Here is a 19,802-nt window from a genome sequence, read left to right on the forward strand (position 1 = left end):
TTTTCTTAAAAAAGTGTGGATGCAATCGGTTACGCTCTGTATAATGCCACGGCAATATTTAACCCCCCAGGTCAGAGATATTGCCCATGCTACGTATTGCTAAAGAAGCACTGACGTTTGACGACGTCCTCCTCGTTCCCGCTCACTCCACCGTTCTGCCGAATACTGCCGACTTGAGCACGCAGCTCACCAAAACCATTCGCCTGAACATTCCTATGCTCTCTGCGGCGATGGATACCGTGACCGAAGCGCGCCTGGCGATTGCCCTGGCACAGGAAGGCGGCATTGGCTTTATTCACAAAAACATGTCGATTGAGCGCCAGGCAGAAGAAGTTCGCCGCGTGAAAAAACATGAATCCGGCGTGGTTAAAGATCCACAGACCGTGCTGCCAACCACCACCCTGCGCGAAGTCAAAGAGCTGACCGAACGTAACGGCTTTGCCGGTTACCCGGTTGTCAATGGCGATAACGAACTGGTCGGCATCATCACCGGTCGTGATGTGCGTTTCGTGACCGACCTGACTCAGCCGGTCAGCGTTTATATGACGCCGAAAGAGCGTCTGGTGACCGTTCGCGAAGGCGAATCCCGCGAAGTGGTCTTCGCTAAAATGCACGAAAAACGCGTTGAGAAAGCGCTGGTTGTGGACGACAGCTTCCACCTGCGCGGCATGATCACCGTTAAAGACTTCCAGAAAGCAGAACGTAAACCGAACGCCTGTAAAGATGAGCAGGGTCGCCTGCGTGTTGGCGCGGCAGTCGGTGCAGGCGCAGGTAACGAAGAGCGCGTCGATGCGCTGGTTGCCGCCGGCGTTGACGTACTGCTGATTGACTCCTCTCACGGCCATTCCGAAGGCGTGTTGCAACGCATTCGCGAAACCCGTGCTAAATACCCGGACCTGCAAATCATCGGCGGTAACGTTGCAACTGGCGCAGGCGCACGTGCGCTGGCAGACGCTGGCGTAAGCGCGGTGAAAGTTGGTATCGGCCCTGGCTCCATCTGTACCACCCGTATCGTGACCGGCGTGGGCGTTCCGCAGATCACCGCCGTTTCCGATGCGGTTGAAGCGCTGGAAGGCACCGGCATTCCGGTTATCGCTGACGGTGGTATCCGCTTCTCTGGCGACATCGCTAAAGCTATCGCCGCTGGCGCAGCTGCTGTGATGGTTGGCTCCATGCTGGCGGGCACCGAAGAATCCCCGGGCGAAATCGAACTCTACCAGGGACGTTCTTACAAATCTTACCGTGGCATGGGCTCCCTGGGCGCAATGTCCAAGGGCTCTTCTGACCGCTACTTCCAGAGCGATAACGCCGCCGACAAACTGGTGCCGGAAGGCATTGAAGGCCGCGTTGCCTATAAAGGCCGCCTGAAAGAGATCATTCACCAGCAGATGGGCGGCCTGCGTTCCTGTATGGGTCTGACCGGCTGTGGTACTATCGACGACCTGCGTACCAAAGCGGAATTTGTGCGCATCAGCGGTGCGGGCATCCAGGAAAGTCACGTTCACGACGTGACCATCACCAAGGAATCCCCGAACTACCGTATGGGTTCTTAATGATTTTCGCGCCCGGTTTTACCGGGCGCTTTCGTAACTTGCCTCGGAAGTAGCGTCAATGACGGACAACATTCATAAACATCGTATTCTGATCCTCGACTTCGGTTCCCAGTACACCCAGCTGGTTGCGCGCCGCGTGCGTGAACTGGGCGTTTACTGCGAACTGTGGGCGTGGGATGTCACCGAAGCGCAGATCCGCGACTTCAATCCAAGCGGCATCATCCTTTCCGGCGGCCCGGAAAGCACCACCGAAGACAACAGTCCGCGTGCGCCGCAGTATGTGTTTGAAGCAGGCGTGCCGGTGCTTGGCGTGTGCTACGGCATGCAGACCATGGCCATGCAACTGGGCGGCCACGTTGAAGGTTCCAATGAACGTGAATTCGGTTATGCGCAGGTAGAAGTACAGACCGACAGCGCACTGATCAGCGGTATTGAAGATTCGCTGACCGCAGACGGCAAAGTATTGCTGGACGTGTGGATGAGCCACGGCGACAAAGTAACGGCGATCCCGGCTGACTTTGTGACCGTTGCCAGCACCGAGACGTGCCCGTTCGCGATTATGGCGAACGAAGAAAAACGCTTCTACGGGGTGCAGTTCCACCCGGAAGTGACCCACACCCGCCAGGGCCTGCGTATGCTGGAGCGCTTTGTGCGCGACATCTGCCAGTGCGAAGCGCTGTGGACGCCGGCAAAAATCATTGATGACGCTGTTGAACGCATCCGCCAGCAGGTGGGCGACGACAAAGTCATCCTCGGCCTTTCCGGCGGTGTGGACTCTTCCGTGACCGCGATGCTGCTGCACCGCGCCATCGGCAGAAACCTGACCTGCGTCTTCGTGGACAACGGCTTGCTGCGCCTGAACGAAGCCCAGCAGGTAATGGACATGTTCGGCGACCACTTCGGTCTGAACATTGTTCACGTGGAAGGGGAATCCCGTTTCCTGGCCGCGCTGGCTGGCGAAAACGATCCGGAAGCGAAACGCAAAATCATTGGCCGCGTGTTTGTGGAAGTGTTCGACGAAGAAGCCCTGAAACTGGAAGACGTGAAATGGCTGGCGCAGGGCACCATTTACCCGGATGTGATCGAATCTGCTGCTTCGGCTACCGGTAAGGCGCACGTTATTAAGTCTCACCACAACGTGGGCGGTCTACCGAAAGAGATGAAGATGGGCCTGGTTGAGCCGCTGCGTGAGCTGTTCAAAGACGAAGTGCGTAAAATTGGTCTGGAGCTGGGCCTGCCGTACGACATGCTGTACCGCCACCCGTTCCCGGGTCCGGGCCTCGGCGTTCGCGTACTGGGCGAAGTGAAGAAAGAGTACTGTGACCTGCTGCGCCGCGCCGATGCGATCTTTATTGAAGAGCTGCATAAAGCCGATCTCTACAACAAAGTAAGCCAGGCCTTCACCGTGTTCCTGCCGGTACGTTCTGTGGGCGTGATGGGCGACGGTCGTAAATATGACTGGGTTGTCTCCCTGCGTGCTGTAGAAACCATCGACTTTATGACCGCACACTGGGCGCATCTGCCGTACGATTTCCTCGGCCGCGTGTCCAACCGTATCATCAACGAAGTCAACGGCATCTCCCGCGTGGTGTATGACATCAGCGGCAAACCGCCAGCTACCATTGAGTGGGAATGATTTCGCGTCTGGCAACAGCCTGCACGTTAAAGCCGTAAAGTACCTCTAAGCCCGCGTAACTGTGGGCTTTTTTGTTTTTGTGTCTGGCACTTTCTGGCAGCTGTTAGCAATGTGAAGCACGGTTTTTTCAATGGAATTTTTGATGGTACTCTCTGGTTTCGAATTCAGGTTTGAAAAAGTACCATGTGATAGATTTCGGTTGAGTTATGGTATTTGTTTTTTATAACTCAATTAAAAACAGATAGTTAAATAACTTTTCTGAATTTTTTACAACATGCTATTTTTGAGAAAGGAAAACAATAAACCATGTTGACTGACACCAGGCTGTGAACTGCTCCCGGTTGATTATCACACGCCAATGTTAGTCCTGCATCCCCGCGCTTATGACAAATGCGAACTTCCGTTCTTTGCTCACAGCGGGCCTTCAACTCAGTTAGCTCGTCCGCTTTGAGTAGAGGAATTTCGTGCTATGGTTTTTTATATAGTAACCACTCATCCCAAGCATTTTGCGCATCAATATCGGGATAGCCTCGGCTTTTGATCATGTCCTTGGCAATCTCTACAGGTAACTCAATAGCAGTAGCATTATCTCGGATCGACTCAACATCCTCTCGAGTCAATTCTCGTCCGAACTCCTTCTCTTTGGCTTCAAGCAGCGCAACAAGGGCAGGAATAAACACAATAGCCATGATGTGCAATACTCCGTAAATGATTAAATTTAATTCATTTTGGCATAGATATCATGTCAATACATACCTTATAGCCGCTGCATAGCTGGAAAAATTTTATATTTAAGTTCGTTCGTGAGGTGTAGACGTCCGTTCCTCGCTCTTAGCGGACATCAAGGTGGTCATTTCCTCCTAATTAGCATTTAAAGAAAATATATCTCCTCTTTAGCACCTCTAAAGGATGCCCCTTTTAATCAGTGTTAGCTTTAGTTCTTGTCCTGACAGTTGATCAAAAAGGAGAACCAACATGGAACATCAGGACTGGCATCCGGCAGATATTATTGCGGGTTTACGGAAAAAAGGGGCATCGTTGGCGGCGCTTTCTCGTGAGTCGGGGCTGGCTTCATCCACGCTCGCCCATGCCTTAACCCGGCACTGGCCGAAAGGGGAGCGGTTAATTGCCGAAGCGTTAGATACCCGACCAGAAGTAATCTGGCCGTCGCGGTATCCGGGGTGTAAATCCGATCAGTGTGCATATGAAAAGCAGAGCGTATAAAGGCTGAAACATAAAACGGTAATGCTCCCGTGCCAGGGGCATTACCGCCTTCTCAATACATCCATTTCTCCACAATCTCATCGCCGAGGTGTTCGCGCAGCAGATCCTCATTGTCCTCCTCGTCGTGGGCGGCCAGTAGGCACTTAAACATCAGCACGTCGAGGTACTGACCCGCGTCGCTGAAGATCTGCGTCAGCATCGGCGAACTGTCGTGATCGAAATACCACACTTCGCCCGTTTCCCGGTGGAAGCACCACAAATTGCCATTGCCAAGGTAGTCGCCAAAAGCAACCAACTGATCAACCAGCGCTAACAGTTGTTCTGCGTCGGGCGCATCTTCCAGGATGTCGCTAATGCCGGGATAAGCATTCAGCAGCGGTTCGATGCTGGCGTATTTCTCGGGCGTTACGCTGCACAGCCTTTCCGCCAGTTCCAACGCACCAATCTGTTCATGATAACGACGCAGCAAGGAGGGCAGGGCACAGTTCAGGCGCTGCTCCAGGGCATCGATCTCTTTGAGGGGCACAGGCGTGATGGGCGGCGGGTTATTCCACAAGTCGAGGTAAGCCTGCGCACAGGCGCGCCACCACGCCAGCCGCTCTGCTTCGTCGGTAAATGCTGGCCACGCAAGTGGTGGCAGTGCCTGGTTATCTGAAGTCATTATCGTGTCCCGATTAATAAGTCTGGCTGTCGACAGTGAAGCGGTAGTTCATCTCCATATCGGCGGTCGCGTGCTCGCGTTCGGTTCTCTTCAGCACGAACTCAATTGCAGGCTCGTAATACGCGCCGCGCAGTACTTCTCCGGCGAGGATCTCAACCTCATACATGCCGTTATCAAGGTCAATTTGCGGTCGCCCTGGCTGGCGATAGCGCGCCTCAAGCGCGCTGATTTGCGCATCGGTGAAGTTTTGCAGGATCCGCCACGTGAACAGCATTAATTGCCGGTTTTCGATGCGCAGTACATAGCCGCCACGTTGGTGCTGCAAATGGCTTTCCGGCTTGAGCAGTTCCGGTGTCTCATCCGCAAGGGTGAAAATCACGGTGTAGGGGTAATTTTCAATGCCCGCCAGAGGGATGACAATGCCCTGCTGCACAGCCCGGTCGCCGCTGTCATTGCTGATAAACTCGGATGCCACATCGTCATCAAGTGCATGCTCTTCCTTCCAGGTCTGCAACAGGCGGATGTCGCCCAGCAAAAAGTAATCAATCAGATCGTTGAGCACCTCAACGAATTCATAGCGCATTATCCACTCCGGCGTCAGTTTTGCTGCCAGTTGAGGCCATCCTTCAACCGTTCAGCGGTGGTAGCCACCATAACTTATGGCTTTACTGAGTGTTTTCCTGAACGTTAATGTAATCGAAAATACGTCAACGTGCTGAACGGAGCGCGCAATGCAACGATTACGCTTGATGGGTGAGGGATATGAGCCTCAGGTATGGCAGGAAGGCGAGCGGCTGACCTACTCGCTGCCTGTGGAGTCCGGGTTTGTCAGCTTCGACTTCACGTTTGAAATTCGGCAGCCGGATCTGGATGTGCTTCTTGCCGATGACTACCGCCGCGCGGTGCTGGAGATCGTCGCCCATACGCTGCTCCAGCGCGCGAGTGTACGTATCAACTTTACCCAGAGCGACTTCGATAAACTGATAGCAGAGACACTCCATGCCTCGCCAGAAGCCCTACAAACGCTCATTGCCCGTGTCAGTCAGGATCATCACATTGGGATTGCGCAGTATGCGCAGCAGATCATGGCGCGGCGTAACGGGGCGAAGGGGTAGCGGCCTGTGATTCTGACTGGTATGTATCACGCCATATTCACCTTATGGCAGGGTACTAACCCCTCGTAATTAGTAGCTTTTTTTTGGACGAGTGGGCGGTTAAGGTCTAGGCTGATACTGTCCAAAACGTCAGCAACCCACAAGGCAACCGCCATGTTTAAACGCCTGCTCTCCGCCATCAGCGGCAAAAACGCCTCTGAGCCGACACCGGCCACCAATACGCACACCACGGAACCTTCACAAGACGAGCAGCCAATCGTGGCGTATGACGCCTATGGACGCGAGATGCAGATCCCGCGCAGTGAATGGCGCGAGAAGGTGTTTTTACCCTCGCTGGAACAGAAGCGTGATAACGCTGACGAACTCTATCAGGCCATCGTCGATGGGTTGAACGATGGATTTGCTGCGGACCTGGTGCAGGCAGCCGAGCGCCTGCTGGAGATCGATCCGCTTCCTGAACGCAGCCATACCATTCATGGCATTGTACTGATGGATAACGGCCAGCTTACAGCGGCAGAGAACACGTTGCAGGCGGGTATCGCGAAAGCAGGGGCGACCGGTACGCTGCTCACCAATCTGGCGAAAGTCTTTTCTTCGCGCGGTGAAGAAGCGCGTGCAGACGAAACACTATGGCAGGCTGTGCAGGCCGATCCGAATCAGGAAAATGGCCTGATGTGGTGGGCCTCTATCCAGCAGGAGCGTGGCGGCGATGAGGCCTGGCTCGCAGCGCTGAAAACCGCTGCGGCGCTGTCGGGGAGCTGGCGTGCGCAGCTGTGGCTGGCGCGCCATTATCTGCAACAGCAGAATATTGCCGCCGCCCGCGCATTATATGCTGAGGTGCTGGCCGGGGGTCGGTACGACAGTGGCGCGTTGATGATGATTTCCGGCGATTTGGGGAATAACGGGCAGATCCCGCTGATTGTCGAATTGGTGGCCCCCGTGTATGACGAGCATCGTCATGATCCGATGGCGGGTCTCAATTTGCTACGTGCCTGGCAGGCGCTGGGCAATGCGCAAGAGGGCGAAAAACTGCTGGCGCGGATGTATGCGCTGGGTTATGCGCCTCTGAAGCCTCACCTTGATGAGTTTGCTCGCGCATTCCAGGAGATGAACCTGCACGATGCGACCTCAACCCCTGCCGATGCTGCTGAGCTGAAGGTCAACACGCTGGCGATCACCCAGCCGATCTGGCAATACGGCCTGTGTAAAGCCGACTGGCTGTTTGCGCACAAAACGGAAGATGCACCGTCTGTCGGCTTTTTTGCCTTGTCCAAAATGCAGAGCGGTCCTGAACGCACGGAGTCGCAGCGCGAAGATGATATTGGTCGCATGACGCGGGCGATATCGCTCTATTTTGCCGAAGCCGCACACTACTGGAGCGACTTCGCCAGCCGTTTCTATGTGCAGGTAGTGGAAGGGGGAGGGCCTGTGCTGATGGGGGGCGAAATCGATGGCCATGTACTGTTCGATATTGTCCCGCCGACGATGAAGTTCTTTGTCACCGGGGAGATGGGCTGCACCGGTGAAGGCGAACAGCGTGAGTGGCAACTCTCGTTGAGCCTGTGGGACTGTACCACTCGGGCTAAAAAAGCCAGCATCACAGAACGTTGTGTGGAGGCGGATCTGGGCGCACTGGTGCTCAGTCTTGAGCAACGGCTACTTACGCAAATAGGCGCACCTCGCCAGCAGCCGCTGGATGCGTTTTATCTGCGCCCGTCTGCTGAGGCGATGGCGATTTACCTGGGGGAGTTAGCGCAGGCATTCACCCTGACGCTGGTGGCGAATAACACTACCCCGCGCGAGGCGATGTGGGGAGAACGGGCGATGCTCGACTGGCCGCTGCAGATGGCGCTCCAATGGCCGCAGGTGGCGGTGCCAAAGTTAATGTATCTCTCCGGGCTGGGTAAAGCGTTCGATTATCACTCCGACATCCTGGCTGAGTACCGACAACGCAGTCTGGAAATGCTGCGCGATGCTCAGGGGAGCAACAGCCCGGCAGCCTCGCTTGCGCCGCTGGTGTGGAAGATCTTCGGCATGGACGATGAATTCAACGCGCACAGGCAGAATTTACCGGCTGATACCACTCCCGCCTACCGCGACTGGTTACAGCGGGTGGCAGAAAAGTGAACATCTGGTGTTCAGATATGCGTAAACCCACGCGGTGAAGCGTGTCGTAAAGGGGCGTTAGATTTTAACGTTGGGCAGTGGAATCGATAGTCTGGCTGACTTGTTGCGACTGGACTTTACCCTGATGGTGATACCAGGCGCCAATAGTGGAATAGACGAAGCGGCCGAAGAAAAAGAGAAAGCTGATAAGAAGTACGATACGGGTCATGCGACTGTCAAATCGATGTCGTTTTCGCATACTGGGTGCCTGACTCACAATGGTTCCTTTAGGAAAGCCCGATAAACGGGCGACAATGACATTAAGGCACAGACTCCGGGGAAGGTCAATTCAGCCTGGCGCAAAAATGCCATGGATAAAAAATAAACAGAAATTATATAAGATAAATTAAATATTTATATGCGGAATATTATTTCTGCCCAAACGTAAAAAAGCTGTGGAATAAAATAGCTTGCCGAGATTTTCTTGATATATATCAATTATAAGTTATTGTTCAGCACTAAACTTTCGGTTTCTTCGGGCATTTGTACCCCTTGCCCGGCATGGCCAGGTTGAATGCCTGCCTGAAATGCCCACCAGGATCAGGTTTTTGCGTTGAGCATCTATGACATTGATAAAAAAATATAATCATCTGAAAGATCAGTGGTGGGCACTGCCTCTCATCGTCCCCTCGATATTGTTTCCATTATTTAGTCTGGCTAATGCATTTGTTTTAGTCTCCGGGCAGCATGTCATTCTTTACTATCTGCCGATGGCGCTGCTGATAAGCCTGATGATGTTTTACGGCTGGGCGGCGTTGCCTGGTATTATAGTGGCGCTCGTTTTACGTTACGGCACTCTCGAACCGCTCGTTTTGTTTCTGCAAAGCATGCGTTTACTGGTTCCGGTGATACTGAGCTGGGGCGGTTATCGCGTTTTTGTTAGCCGACGACACCGCGTGTCGTACGGTACATCGTTGCTGGTATCCCAGCGCATCTTCTGGCAAGCGCTGTGCCCGGCCACCCTTTATCTGATCATCCTTGAAGTGGGCGTCTGGCTGAACCTGTACGATGTACCGCTCAGCGAGGCGAATGCGATGGCGCTCAATGTACCCATGCTGATTAATTATCAGGGGTTGCTGGTTGGGTTACTCACTGGCGTTCCCTTCAGTTATCTGGTGATCCGCGTTATTCGCCATCCGCGTTATGTCATCACATGGTTCTCGCAGTTGCGCCATGAGTTCGACCCAAAAGTCACGCGCGTGGAGGTGCTGATATGGTCGGTTATTGTTGCAGGAATCGTCTTTTTACTGCTGATGCCGCTTAACATCCACAGCTCAATTTTTAGCACCAACTACACATTATCGTTACTGTTGCCGGTCATGCTGTGGGGCGCGATGCGTTACGGCTATCGTTTTATCTCGTTTGTCTGGACGCCATTACTGATCGTCTCAATTCACTATCTTGACCGCTATCTGCCCAAATTTCCCTCATACGATGTGCAACTGGCAATCGTCTCCTCAAGCTACCTTGTGTTCTCGTTCATCATTATCGCCATGGCTGTGATGGCGACCCGGCAACGTACCGTGAACAGCCGTGCCCGCCGCCTGGCGTTTATCGATCCGGTAACGAATATGCCTAACCTGCGGGCGCTTAACCGTGCGCTGGCGGAAACGCCCTGGTCGGTACTTTGCTTTTTACGCATACCGGAGCTTGAGCTATTAGGGCGTAACTATGGCGTGATGTTACGCATTCAGTACAAACAACGAATCGCGAACTGGCTACAGCCTTTATTGCAGGCGGATGAGTGCGTGTACCAGCTCTCCGGACACGATCTGGTGATCCGCCTGAATACCCAGTCGCATCAAACGCGCATTGAGGAGCTGGATGCGCGTATCAAACAGTTCCGCTTTGTCTGGGATGATATGCCGCTGCAACCGCAGGTCGGGCTGAGCTACTGCTATGTGCGTTCACCGGTGAAGCACTTATCGCTGTTGCTGGGTGAGATGAGCACCATTGCGGATTTGTCGCTGGCGACCAACCATCCGGAAAATCTGCAAAACCGCGGTGCAACGAACCTGCAGCGTGGCCTCCGGTTGAAAGTGGACATGATGAATCGCCTGCAACTGGCGCTGGAACAGGATCAGTTTGTGCTGATGGCGCAGCGGATCCATGGCGTGCGCGGTGACGATTACTACGAGATTCTGCTGCGGCTCGCCGAGGAGGGGGGCGAGAGCATCAGCCCGGATGTGTTTTTGCCGGTGGCGTATGAGTTTGGTTTATCGTCGCGCATTGATCTGTGGGTTATTGAGCATGTATTGCGCTTTATGGCGCAAAACCGCGAGCGTCTGCCTGCACAGCGTTTTTCCATCAACCTTTCCCCGGCGTCCGTATGTCGCAAACAGTTCAGCCAGGAAGTCCGCCGTTTATTGCGCAAATACGGCATTGAAGCCTGGCAACTGATTTTTGAAGTCACCGAAAGCAATACGCTGAGTAGCATCATGCAGGCGAACCAGACGCTGATGCAATTACAGTTGATGGGCTGTCGGGTGGCGATTGATGATTTTGGCACCGGTTATGGCAGCTATGCGCGGCTAAAAACGGTGAATGCCGATATCCTGAAAATCGACGGTAGTTTTATCCGCAATATTGTCTCTAACAGCCTGGACTACCAGATTGTGTCATCCATTTGTACCCTGGCGCGGATGAAGAAAATGCATGTCGTGGCGGAATATGTCGAAACGGAAGAGATACGCAGCGCGGCCGTTGCGCTGGGGATCGATTATCTGCAGGGGTATGTGATTGGTAAACCTGCGCCGCTCGAACAGCTTATTGCGCCGCCAGCGCAGGTTTGATTAGGCTGCGTGGCGGATCAGGCCGCCACGTCAGATTGCTCTTCTTCGATTTTCAACCGCCAGCCGGTTACGGCTTCCCAGTATTCCTGCTCTTTTTCCAGATCGAGCAGCACCAGTGCATTCTGGCTGAACCAGTCATACGGGAAACTGAGCGTCCAGTGATTGTCATCCGTTTTCAGGCGCAGCGTCGGCGGCGTGGTGGTCGCCTGGCGCTGGTTATTCAGCAACACGCCCAGACGTAAAATTTGCACCAGCGGCAAATACTGCTTCTTCTTGAATAGCGTAAACCGCGGCAGATCGTCGAGCTTGATCCCTTTACGATGGCAGCGAACCAGCGTCGCCATCATCAGTTGTTGCTCCTGGTTAAAGCCCGGCAAATCGCTGTTTTGCAGAATATACGCGGAATGACGATGCATACCGCTGTGGTTAATGTTCAGCCCCACCTCATGCAGCATCGCCGCCCACTTCAACAATGCCGCCAGTTGCGGGTTGGCGAGCTTCGGGTTTTGCGCTTGCCACTGATCGTACATCTGGGTGGTGGTATCCAGCACACGACGCGCCTGTTCGCGGTCAATATTGTACTGGCTGGCAAGGCTCTGTGCCGTGCGGCTACGAATGTCCTGGTGACGGAAACGGCCTTCCATCTCATACAGAACGCCTTCACGCAGTGCACCATCGGACAGGCGCAGCTCGCGGATAGCCAGCGCATCGAATACGCCGCACAGGATTGCCAGGCCCGGCACAAACACCACTTTGCGCTCTTCGGAAAGCCCTGGCAGGCTGAGTTCAGCGAAGTTTTTATACTTCAGCACCTCAGCGACCAGCTTTTCCAGACGTTCCGGGGTGATGATGCCATCTTTCTCACCGGAGGCCAGCAGCACTTCATGGGCGGCTTTAATGCTGCCGGAGGCACCAAGCGCCACATTCCAACCCTGAATGCGGAACTGCCACGCCAGCGACTCCAGCTTTTGCGTCGCAGCCATGCGCGCACGACGGAAGTTTTCGCCGTTAATGGTGCCACCGGGGAAATAGAGTTGTGCGAAACTGACACAGCCCATCCGGCGGCTTTCAACCAGTTTCGGTTCGAAATCTTCTCCGATCACCAGTTCCGTCGAGCCGCCGCCGATATCGATGACCAGCTTGCGGCCTTTTTCTGGCTGCGTGTGCTCTACGCCCATAAAAATCAAACGGGCTTCTTCATTGCCCGAAATGATCTCAATCGGGTAGGGGATCACTCTCTCGGCGCGTTTGAGAAAGTCCGTGGCATTCAGCGCCTGGCGCAGAGTATGCGTGCCGACGATGCAAACGCTTGAGGGATCGAAACCCTGCAAGCGCTCGGCAAAAAGCGACAGGCAGGCCAGCCCGCGCTCTATGGCCTCTTCGCTCAGCATGTTATTGCTGTCCAGTCCATCCGCCAGATGAACGCGTTGCTTGAGGCGGCCAATGATCTGCATGGCACCGTCCACCACACGCGCTATCACCATGTGGAAACTGTTGGAACCCAAATCGACCGCAGCAAACTCTTCCGGTCGTGGTGTCTTCTCTTGTATCGGCATAGATTAGTCGGGCTGTTCGAGTGATTTGATGTAGTCGTAAATCGCCAGTTGTGCGCGTACTTTACGGCGATTGCCGCGCGGCACATAGCGATTACTCAGTTCTTTATCGATATACCTGGCTTTCACGGTATCACTTAAAAGCAAATCGATGATATCCAGAACGCGCTGTTTAAGGCGCGGATCGAGCAGCGGTGCCGCCACTTCAATACGGTAATCGATGTTACGCGTCATCCAGTCAGCGGAAGAAAGATAGACTTGCTTATCGCCGCCGTTCTCAAAAATATAGATGCGATCGTGCTCAAGATAACGGTCAACGATGCTGGTTACGCGAATATTTTCGCTGATGCCTTCGAGATCCGGGATCAGCGAACACATCCCGCGCACCAGCAGGTTAACCGGCACCCCGGAACTGGAGGCGGCGTACAGTCTGTCTACCAGACCTTTGTCCACCAGGTTATTCAGTTTCAACGTGATTCCCGACGGTTTGCCTTCTTGCGCGTTGGCAATTTCAGTATCGATCATGTCATACAGCAGGCGACGTGAGTTCTGTGGTGAAACCAGCAAATAATCAAAGCTTACCGGGCGGTAAGGGTTTTCAATAAAGTTGAACACCCGGCGTACTTCATTGGTAATACGTGCATCGGCGGTGATCAGCGAATAGTCGGTATAAAGTCGCGCGGTTTTTTCGTTAAAGTTGCCGGTGCCGATGTGGGCATAACGCACCACCTCTTCCCCTTCCATACGGGAGATCAGGAACAGTTTGGCGTGAATTTTTAATCCCGGCGCCGAGAAGATAACCTGCACACCCGCTTCGGTCAGGCGTTTTGCCCAGTGGATATTCGCCTCTTCATCAAAACGCGCTTGCAGCTCCACCACTACCGTTACTTTCTTGCCGTTATGGGCCGCGTGGATCATGGAGTCAATAATGCGCGAGTCTTTTGCCACACGGTAAATATTGATTTTTATTGCCAGCACGCTCGGGTCGAACGACGCTTGACGCAGCAGCTCCAGCACGTGCTCAAACGTATGATATGGGTAATAGAGCAGCACATCGCGTTCGCGAATGGCATCAAAGCCGTTGCGGAATTTGTCAAACCAGAGATGACGCAGGCGCGGCAGCGGTTTATTGACCAGGTTGGATTTGCCGACGTTCGGGAAACCAATAAAGTCTTTAAAGTTGTGGTAACGGCCGCCGGGAATAATTGAGTCATAGCGGGAGATGGTCAGTTTCTCGCGCAGCATTTCCACCATCGCATCCGGCATGTCGCGCTGATAAACGAAACGCACTGGTTCGGCGGTCAGTCGCTGCTTCAGGCTGGAGGACATCAGCTCCATCAGGCTCGATTCCATTTCGTGCACCAAATCGTATTCGGCGTCACGGGTCATCTTCATCGAGTAGGCGTTGAGTGTGTCGTAATCAAAGAAGCCTTTGAAAATATCATCCAGGCAGTAGCGCAGGATGTTATCAAGCAGGATCATCGGCTTACGGCGGCGCGGGGTTTCCGGCGGCAGGTTAACAAAGCGCGGAACCTTGTCCGATGGGATCTCAAGCAATGCATAGCGAATATTGTCGCCACGAATAATTTCCACTGCCAGATAGGTGTAATCATCCTTCAGAAAGCGCACCAGATTGGTTTCGCGGTTGATAAGCGTCGGGGTGATGTGCTGGCGCAGGTACTGTTTAAAGTAGTTACGCAGCCAGCTCTGCTGGTTTTGCGAAAGCTGGCGTTCGTTGATCAGGAAGATCTGGTTACGCGCCATTTCCAGCAGCAGATCGTTGTACAGGCTGTCGAACTCCTGGTCGGCTTTCAGTACGCGGGACTGAATTTTGCCCAGCAGATGGCGTGAATTGGTCGGAAGGCCTTGCTCTTCACTGATGATCAGCCGGCGTTTCAACTCCGCAAAACGGACCTTATAGAATTCATCGAGGTTGTTGGAATAGATCCCCAAAAAACGCATGCGCTCGATCAGCGGGTTACTCTTGTCGGCGGCTTCCTGAAGAACGCGTTCATTGAAGCACAACCAGCTTAGTTCTTTTTCGAGATATAACTTTTCCTGACCCATTCCTGTTTACACTCCGGTTCAATCTCGGGACACAGCAAGTCCATCTCGCTCTCGCGGCGCCCGGCTTACAGGTGAACGTTGCTGGCGTTCCTTCGTATGACACAACTTATTATGGCGAGCTTTGCCACCAGATGTCCAACTGTGCCAAAAAAGTATGACAGTATTCTTTTTTCTGACTTAAGGTGATGAAAATACAGCGGGGAAGGGATAAACAAGCCGGATAAGACGGAGACGCTATCCGGCATAAGTGATGTAACAGAGACGTTATTCGTCAGCCGCATAGCCCTGCGGCGGTAAGCAGACGCCATCCAGCCAGGCGGCGTTGTTTTCCATCTTCAGGCGACCCTCGACAAACCAGCTCACCACCAACGGGTAAATGGCATGTTCCTGCGCCTGAACGCGTGCGGTGATTTCCTCTTCTGTATCGCCATCGAACACCGGCACTTTTGCCTGCAAAATCACCGGGCCGCCGTCCAGCTCATCGGTGACAAAGTGCACAGTGGTGCCATGCTCTTCATCGCCATTTTCCAGTACCTGACGGTGCGTGTGCAGACCGGGATATTTCGGCAGCAGGGAAGGGTGGATATTCAACAGACGCCCGGCGTAGTGGGAGACAAATGCCGGACTGAGGATACGCATATAACCCGCCAGCACCACCAGATCCGGCGCATAAGCGTCGATTTCCAGCATCAGTTCGCGATCGAAAGCATCTCGACTGGCGAACTGGTCTGCTGTGAGGGCATGTGCGGGAATTGTTGCTTCCCGCGCACGTTCAAGGCCGAACGCATCGGCCTTATTACTGAATACCGCCCGCAGGGTGCCGTTGATTTTCTTCTGTTCGCAGGCGTCGATAATTGCCTGCAAATTGCTTCCGTTACCGGAAATCAGCACCACGATATTTTTCATTCAATGACCACGCGCTCACTGGAATCGGATGCTTTGATGATACCGATTTTCCACGCGTTTTCACCTTTAGCGTTCAGTAGTGCGATGGCTTTATCTGCTTCAGCCGCTGGCAGTGCAATCACCATCCCGACGCCGCAGTTAAAGGTACGATACATTTCATGGCGGCTGACGTTGCCCGCGCTTTGCAACCAGTTAAACACAGCCGGCCACTGCCAGGATGACTCGTCGATGACCGCCTGGGTGTTGTCTGGCAGTACGCGCGGGATGTTTTCCCAGAAGCCGCCGCCGGTCAGGTGCGCAATGGCGTGTACATCTACGCTTGCAATCAGCTCCAACACGGATTTCACATAAATGCGCGTTGGTTCCAGCAGGTGATCGGCCAGCGGTTTGCCTTCAAGCTGTGTCGTTTGCGGATCGCAACCGCTCACTTCGATCACTTTGCGTACCAGGGAGTAACCGTTGGAGTGCGGACCGCTGGAGGCCAGCGCTACCAGCACATCACCGTCGATCACTTTTGAACCGTCGATGATTTCTGACTTTTCCACCACGCCGACACAGAAACCGGCCACGTCGTAATCTTCACCGTGATACATGCCCGGCATTTCTGCTGTTTCACCGCCGACCAGCGCACAACCGGATTGCAGACACCCTTCGGCGATGCCGTTGATCACGCTGGCCGCTGTATCGACATCCAGCTTGCCGGTTGCGTAATAATCCAGGAAGAACAACGGCTCTGCACCCTGTACCACCAGGTCGTTCACGCACATCGCCACCAGGTCGACGCCAATGGTGTCGTGACGTTTCAGATCCATCGCCAGACGCAGCTTGGTGCCTACGCCGTCAGTGCCGGAAACCAGTACTGGCTCACGATATTTTTGCGGCAGAGCGCACAGCGCGCCGAAGCCACCCAGACCGCCCATCACTTCAGGACGGCGGGTTTTCTTCACCACGCCTTTGATTCGGTCAACCAGAGCATTGCCCGCGTCGATATCAACACCGGCATCTTTGTAGCTGAGAGAGGTTTTATCGGTCACTGCTTCAGTCCCCACGCGTTTACTTGCGGTAGAAATAAAATTCGGCGCAATTCTAACAGCCAAGGCAAACGTTTGCGAGTCCATTATTTCGGGGCGCTGAGGATTCTTACGATATACTCTTTTCCAGTCTGATTGATCGTGATCAAGCGCCTGCCTGTAGCGCAACGGAAAAAAAGCGGTATAATCCGGCGATTTTTTTTGTGGCTGCCACCTGTCTGGGGAAAGGAGAAGAGTATGAAGATCGTGGAAGTAAAACACCCACTCGTCAAACACAAGCTGGGTCTGATGCGAGAGAACGACATCAGCACCAAACGCTTTCGTGAACTCGCCTCGGAAGTGGGCAGCCTGCTGACGTATGAAGCGACTGCGGACCTCGAAACGGAAAAAGTGACCATCGAAGGCTGGAACGGGCCGGTCCAGGTTGAGCAAATTAAAGGGAAGAAAATCACCGTTGTGCCAATCCTGCGCGCAGGTCTGGGTATGATGGAAGGTGTGCTGGAGCATGTACCGAGCGCGCGCATTAGCGTGGTCGGCATCTACCGTAACGAAGAGACGCTGGAGCCGGTGCCGTATTTCCAGAAACTGGTGTCCAATATCGACGAGCGTATGGCGCTGGTGGTTGACCCGATGCTGGCAACCGGCGGTTCGATGATCGCCACGATTGACCTGCTGAAAAAAGCGGGCTGCCACAGCATCAAAGTGCTGGTGCTGGTTGCTGCACCGGAAGGTCTGGCGGCGCTGGAAAAAGCGCACCCGGACGTGGAACTGTACACCGCGTCGATCGATAAGGGCCTCAACGAGCACGGATACATTATTCCGGGCCTCGGCGATGCCGGCGATAAAATCTTTGGTACGAAGTAATTGCTTAAAAATCGAAAGCCGACTTTGATAGTCGGCTTTTTTTTGGGATTCAAAACACTGCCCGCCGTTAAGGACGGGGAGATACACAACAACACTCAGAGGAAAACACTATGACGCGCCGTGCTATCGGGGTAAGTGAAAGACCACCGCTTTTGCAAACCATCCCGCTTAGTCTACAGCACTTGTTCGCCATGTTTGGCGCAACCGTGCTGGTGCCAATCCTGTTTCACATTAACCCGGCCACCGTGCTGCTGTTTAACGGTATCGGGACACTGCTGTACATCTTTATTTGCAAAGGGAAAATCCCGGCATATTTAGGCTCCAGCTTCGCCTTTATCTCGCCGGTGTTGCTGCTGTTGCCGCTGGGTTACGAAGTGGCACTGGGCGGTTTTATCATGTGCGGCGTGCTGTTCTGTCTGGTCTCCTTTATTGTGAAAAAAGCAGGTACCGGCTGGCTGGACGTGATGTTCCCGCCTGCTGCGATGGGCGCAATCGTTGCGGTCATCGGTCTGGAGCTGGCGGGCGTGGCGGCAAACATGGCCGGTCTGCTGCCTGCAGAAGGGCAGTCTGCGGATTCCAAAACTGTGATCATCTCGCTGGTAACACTGGGCGTGACGGTGTTTGGTTCCGTGCTGTTCCGCGGTTTTATGGCCATTATTCCGATCCTGATCGGTGTGCTGGCGGGCTATGCGCTCTCGTTCGCGATGGGCGTTGTCGACACCACGCCGATTGCGCAAGCGCACTGGTTCGCTTTGCCGACCTTTTACACCCCGCGTTTTGAGTGGTTTGCAATTTTTACCATTCTGCCTGCGGCGCTGGTGGTGATTGCCGAGCACGTTGGTCACCTGGTGGTCACAGCGAATATCATCAAAAAAGATCTGATTCGCGATCCGGGCCTGCATCGCTCGATGTTTGCTAACGGCCTGTCGACGGTGATTTCCGGCTTCTTCGGTTCTACGCCAAATACCACCTACGGTGAGAACATCGGTGTGATGGCAATCACCCGCGTCTACAGCACCTGGGTGATTGGCGGTGCGGCGATCATCGCCATTCTGCTCTCATGCGTAGGTAAACTGGCGGCGGCTATCCAGATCATTCCGGTACCGGTGATGGGCGGCGTTTCGCTGCTGCTGTACGGGGTTATCGGCGCGTCCGGTATCCGCGTGCTGATCGAATCCAAAGTGGATTACAGCAAAGCGCAAAACCTGATCCTGACGTCCGTTATCCTGATTATCGGTGTGAGCGGGGCGAAAGTGCACATTGGTGCGGCAGAGCTGAAAGGCATGGCGCTGGCGACCATTGTGGGGATCTGCCTGAGCCTGATCTTCAAATTGATTAGCGTGCTGCGCCCGGAAGAAGTGGTGCTGGATGCGCCAGACAGTGACGTAACGAAGTAATTTTTACGTGGGGTTGAGCCGGGTTTCACGCCCGGTTCAAACCGAACGGGATTTTATGATAAACTCACTGCGTTTTTTGTAAGCCCTGTTGAGGTCCCTCTGAACACACCGGCACAGCTCTCCCTGCCATTATATTTACCCGATGACGAAACCTTCGCGAGTTTCTGGCCGGGTGATAACCCCTCTTTACTGGCGGCGTTGCAAAACGTTCTGCGCCAGGCACACAGCGGATACATCTATATCTGGTCGCGTGAAGGCGCGGGGCGCAGCCATTTGCTGCATGCTGCTTGTGCTGAACTCTCCCAGCGCGGCGATGCCGTGGGTTACGTGCCGCTGGATAAGCGCACCTGGTTTGTGCCGGATGTGCTGGAAGGGATGGAGCAACTTTCGTTGGTCTGCATCGACAATATCGAATGCGTCGCTGGCGATGAGCTGTGGGAGATGGCGATCTTCAACCTCTATAACCGCATTCTGGAGTCGGGAAAAACCCGGTTGCTGATCACCGGCGATCGTCCTCCGCGCCAGCTTAACCTTGGGTTGCCGGATCTGGCTTCGCGGCTGGATTGGGGGCAAATCTACAAGCTGCAACCGCTCTCTGATGAAGATAAATTGCAGGCATTGCAGTTGCGTGCTCGCTTACGGGGTTTTGAACTGCCGGAAGACGTGGGCCGTTTTCTGCTCAAGCGGCTGGATAGGGAGATGCGTACCCTGTTTGATACGCTGAACGAGCTGGATCGCGCGTCCATTACCGCGCAGCGCAAGCTGACCATTCCGTTCGTGAAAGAGATCCTCAAGCTGTAATACCCGGCCGGACTCGTGCCACTTCCTCCGGCCTGG

General features: G+C 54.1%; 17 protein-coding genes. 9 read left to right on the forward strand and 8 right to left on the reverse strand.

Going from position 1 to position 19,802, the window contains the following annotated elements:
- The first annotated feature begins 86 nt into the window (after positions 1-86).
- Together guaB and guaA are read left to right on the forward strand one after the other, a co-directional pair.
- Positions 87-1,553, forward strand: coding sequence for an IMP dehydrogenase (gene guaB / locus ABGA49_RS03665; protein WP_061493728.1), 1,467 nt, complete (start codon positions 87-89; stop codon positions 1,551-1,553).
- 58 nt (positions 1,554-1,611) lie between these two features.
- Complete coding sequence (gene guaA, locus ABGA49_RS03670; RefSeq protein WP_088238206.1) at positions 1,612-3,189, forward strand: glutamine-hydrolyzing GMP synthase; 1,578 nt, start codon at positions 1,612-1,614, stop codon at positions 3,187-3,189.
- A gap of 467 nt (positions 3,190-3,656) precedes the next feature.
- Here guaA and ABGA49_RS03675 read toward each other — a convergent pair whose 3' ends face one another.
- Positions 3,657-3,878 carry a hypothetical protein gene (locus ABGA49_RS03675; RefSeq protein WP_134317815.1) on the reverse strand — a complete coding sequence of 74 codons (222 nt, stop codon included), beginning with the start codon at positions 3,876-3,878 and terminating at the stop codon, positions 3,657-3,659.
- Between the two features lie 286 nt (positions 3,879-4,164).
- Between ABGA49_RS03675 and ABGA49_RS03680 the strand changes: the two genes are divergently transcribed.
- Complete coding sequence (locus ABGA49_RS03680; RefSeq protein ID WP_347665152.1) at positions 4,165-4,413, forward strand: helix-turn-helix transcriptional regulator; 249 nt, start codon at positions 4,165-4,167, stop codon at positions 4,411-4,413.
- Between the two features lie 52 nt (positions 4,414-4,465).
- Here ABGA49_RS03680 and ABGA49_RS03685 read toward each other — a convergent pair whose 3' ends face one another.
- Together ABGA49_RS03685 and ABGA49_RS03690 are read right to left on the reverse strand one after the other, a co-directional pair.
- The gene (locus tag ABGA49_RS03685; protein ID WP_088238203.1) at positions 4,466-5,074 is read right to left on the reverse strand and encodes an SMI1/KNR4 family protein; all 609 of its coding nucleotides are present in this window, start codon (positions 5,072-5,074) and stop codon (positions 4,466-4,468) included.
- 13 nt (positions 5,075-5,087) lie between these two features.
- On the reverse strand, positions 5,088-5,657 hold the full coding sequence (locus tag ABGA49_RS03690) for a hypothetical protein (protein ID WP_347665153.1): 570 nt from the start codon (positions 5,655-5,657) through the stop codon (positions 5,088-5,090).
- Positions 5,658-5,805: 148 nt separating this feature from the next.
- Between ABGA49_RS03690 and ABGA49_RS03695 the strand changes: the two genes are divergently transcribed.
- Both ABGA49_RS03695 and ABGA49_RS03700 read left to right on the forward strand, forming a co-directional pair.
- A complete protein-coding gene (locus ABGA49_RS03695) occupies positions 5,806-6,189 on the forward strand; it encodes a hypothetical protein (protein WP_088238201.1) in 384 nt (127 codons plus the stop codon).
- A 153-nt stretch (positions 6,190-6,342) separates the two neighbouring features.
- The gene (locus tag ABGA49_RS03700; protein ID WP_347665154.1) at positions 6,343-8,316 is read left to right on the forward strand and encodes a tetratricopeptide repeat protein; all 1,974 of its coding nucleotides are present in this window, start codon (positions 6,343-6,345) and stop codon (positions 8,314-8,316) included.
- 64 nt (positions 8,317-8,380) lie between these two features.
- Here ABGA49_RS03700 and ABGA49_RS03705 read toward each other — a convergent pair whose 3' ends face one another.
- Positions 8,381-8,572, reverse strand: coding sequence for a YfgG family protein (locus ABGA49_RS03705; RefSeq protein WP_071889906.1), 192 nt, complete (start codon positions 8,570-8,572; stop codon positions 8,381-8,383).
- Positions 8,573-8,918: 346 nt separating this feature from the next.
- On the opposite strand from ABGA49_RS03705, the gene ABGA49_RS03710 reads away from it, so the two are divergent.
- On the forward strand, positions 8,919-11,147 hold the full coding sequence (locus ABGA49_RS03710) for an EAL domain-containing protein (protein WP_134317819.1): 2,229 nt from the start codon (positions 8,919-8,921) through the stop codon (positions 11,145-11,147).
- Between the two features lie 17 nt (positions 11,148-11,164).
- Here ABGA49_RS03710 and ppx read toward each other — a convergent pair whose 3' ends face one another.
- The 4 genes from ppx to purM form a co-directional block, all read right to left on the reverse strand.
- Complete coding sequence (gene ppx / locus ABGA49_RS03715; protein ID WP_347665155.1) at positions 11,165-12,703, reverse strand: exopolyphosphatase; 1,539 nt, start codon at positions 12,701-12,703, stop codon at positions 11,165-11,167.
- Between the two features lie 3 nt (positions 12,704-12,706).
- Positions 12,707-14,767 (reverse strand): polyphosphate kinase 1, encoded by a 2,061-nt coding sequence (gene ppk1 / locus ABGA49_RS03720; RefSeq protein WP_061493740.1) that lies wholly within the window; start codon positions 14,765-14,767, stop codon positions 12,707-12,709.
- Between the two features lie 264 nt (positions 14,768-15,031).
- The gene (gene purN / locus ABGA49_RS03725; protein WP_061493741.1) at positions 15,032-15,673 is read right to left on the reverse strand and encodes a phosphoribosylglycinamide formyltransferase; all 642 of its coding nucleotides are present in this window, start codon (positions 15,671-15,673) and stop codon (positions 15,032-15,034) included.
- Positions 15,670-16,707 (reverse strand): phosphoribosylformylglycinamidine cyclo-ligase, encoded by a 1,038-nt coding sequence (gene purM / locus ABGA49_RS03730; protein ID WP_061499829.1) that lies wholly within the window; start codon positions 16,705-16,707, stop codon positions 15,670-15,672. The genes purN and purM overlap by 4 nt, the downstream gene beginning before the upstream one ends.
- Before the next feature lie 234 nt (positions 16,708-16,941).
- On the opposite strand from purM, the gene upp reads away from it, so the two are divergent.
- The 3 genes from upp to ABGA49_RS03745 all read left to right on the forward strand — a co-directional run bounded on the left by upp (position 16,942) and on the right by ABGA49_RS03745 (position 19,766).
- Positions 16,942-17,568, forward strand: coding sequence for a uracil phosphoribosyltransferase (gene upp / locus ABGA49_RS03735; RefSeq protein ID WP_061493742.1), 627 nt, complete (start codon positions 16,942-16,944; stop codon positions 17,566-17,568).
- 110 nt (positions 17,569-17,678) lie between these two features.
- The gene (gene uraA, locus ABGA49_RS03740; protein ID WP_061493743.1) at positions 17,679-18,965 is read left to right on the forward strand and encodes a uracil permease; all 1,287 of its coding nucleotides are present in this window, start codon (positions 17,679-17,681) and stop codon (positions 18,963-18,965) included.
- 99 nt (positions 18,966-19,064) lie between these two features.
- Entirely contained in the window at positions 19,065-19,766 is a 702-nt protein-coding gene (locus ABGA49_RS03745) for a DnaA inactivator Hda (protein WP_071889908.1), read from the forward strand.
- The last annotated feature ends 36 nt before the right edge of the window (positions 19,767-19,802 follow it).

Origin of the sequence: Kosakonia sp. WA-90 (genome assembly GCF_039871955.1) — a bacterium.
Lineage (GTDB): Bacteria > Pseudomonadota > Gammaproteobacteria > Enterobacterales > Enterobacteriaceae > Kosakonia > Kosakonia oryzendophytica.

What these genes read in the sequence shown, in the direction of transcription:
- guaB (WP_061493728.1), top strand. Translation starts at nt 87, where the DNA reads ATGCTACGTATTGCTAAAGAAGCACTGACGTTTGACGACGTCCTCCTC.
- guaA (WP_088238206.1), top strand. Translation starts at nt 1,612, where the DNA reads ATGACGGACAACATTCATAAACATCGTATTCTGATCCTCGACTTCGGT.
- ABGA49_RS03675 (WP_134317815.1), bottom strand. Translation starts at nt 3,878, where the DNA reads ATGGCTATTGTGTTTATTCCTGCCCTTGTTGCGCTGCTTGAAGCCAAA.
- ABGA49_RS03680 (WP_347665152.1), top strand. Translation starts at nt 4,165, where the DNA reads ATGGAACATCAGGACTGGCATCCGGCAGATATTATTGCGGGTTTACGG.
- ABGA49_RS03685 (WP_088238203.1), bottom strand. Translation starts at nt 5,074, where the DNA reads ATGACTTCAGATAACCAGGCACTGCCACCACTTGCGTGGCCAGCATTT.
- ABGA49_RS03690 (WP_347665153.1), bottom strand. Translation starts at nt 5,657, where the DNA reads ATGCGCTATGAATTCGTTGAGGTGCTCAACGATCTGATTGATTACTTT.
- ABGA49_RS03695 (WP_088238201.1), top strand. Translation starts at nt 5,806, where the DNA reads ATGCAACGATTACGCTTGATGGGTGAGGGATATGAGCCTCAGGTATGG.
- ABGA49_RS03700 (WP_347665154.1), top strand. Translation starts at nt 6,343, where the DNA reads ATGTTTAAACGCCTGCTCTCCGCCATCAGCGGCAAAAACGCCTCTGAG.
- ABGA49_RS03710 (WP_134317819.1), top strand. Translation starts at nt 8,919, where the DNA reads ATGACATTGATAAAAAAATATAATCATCTGAAAGATCAGTGGTGGGCA.
- ppx (WP_347665155.1), bottom strand. Translation starts at nt 12,703, where the DNA reads ATGCCGATACAAGAGAAGACACCACGACCGGAAGAGTTTGCTGCGGTC.
- ppk1 (WP_061493740.1), bottom strand. Translation starts at nt 14,767, where the DNA reads ATGGGTCAGGAAAAGTTATATCTCGAAAAAGAACTAAGCTGGTTGTGC.
- purN (WP_061493741.1), bottom strand. Translation starts at nt 15,673, where the DNA reads ATGAAAAATATCGTGGTGCTGATTTCCGGTAACGGAAGCAATTTGCAG.
- upp (WP_061493742.1), top strand. Translation starts at nt 16,942, where the DNA reads ATGAAGATCGTGGAAGTAAAACACCCACTCGTCAAACACAAGCTGGGT.
- uraA (WP_061493743.1), top strand. Translation starts at nt 17,679, where the DNA reads ATGACGCGCCGTGCTATCGGGGTAAGTGAAAGACCACCGCTTTTGCAA.